Here is a 605-nt window from a genome sequence, read left to right as displayed (position 1 = left end):
ACCTCAATGATCCTCCGCGAAGCACCCCCACACCAGAGCCCAAAGTGACCCGACAGCAAACTTTCTACCACCACGGCGCGTCAGCGACGCTGGACCGCTAACCGGGGGCAGCAGGTTCCTAAATCAGTGGACCGGCCAAGACGGGAGGCGTAATCTGAGAGGTGCTGGCTCCCCGTCCTCGTCATCCTCTAGTGACGGGGCAGGGGAGTCTTCCCAATTCAGGAGCCGGGTAAGGGGCGGTGGGGGGCCAATGACAGGACAGGCGGCCCAAGCAGCTGGAGCCAAGGCACGGAACGAAAATTGTCTGTCCGGGGTGCCAGAATCGGCGACCATGATGAATAAAGTCGATACCGCCTCCGCGGCGTGGCACTTCGATAACCACGACGGCGCCTACATTTCCTTAACTCCAGACTTCGGCTCGAGCCCGGCCACGCACGCCCCGTACCGGCGCGAGCCCTATATCAGCGCGGACATTCCCCTGACCGCCGGCGGCACGGAACACATCACCGGCAAGGCCGGCGGTTGGACGGCCTCGGCGGTGCTCGTTCAATGGTCCGACACCGAAGGTGCCCGTCACAACGTCTGGGTCGAACCCGCACAGGTAC

1 protein-coding gene is annotated in these 605 nt (G+C 63.5%); it reads left to right on the top strand.

The annotated features are described in order from the left end of the window. Nucleotides 1-331: 331 nt before the first annotated feature. A partial coding sequence (locus tag Y707_RS22840) for a hypothetical protein (protein WP_155852648.1) occupies nt 332-605 on the top strand: 274 nt, incomplete at its 3' end.

This window comes from Arthrobacter sp. H14, from assembly GCF_000520495.1.
Classification (GTDB): domain Bacteria; phylum Actinomycetota; class Actinomycetes; order Actinomycetales; family Micrococcaceae; genus Arthrobacter_C.
This window is presented reverse-complemented; position numbering and strand designations above follow the sequence as displayed.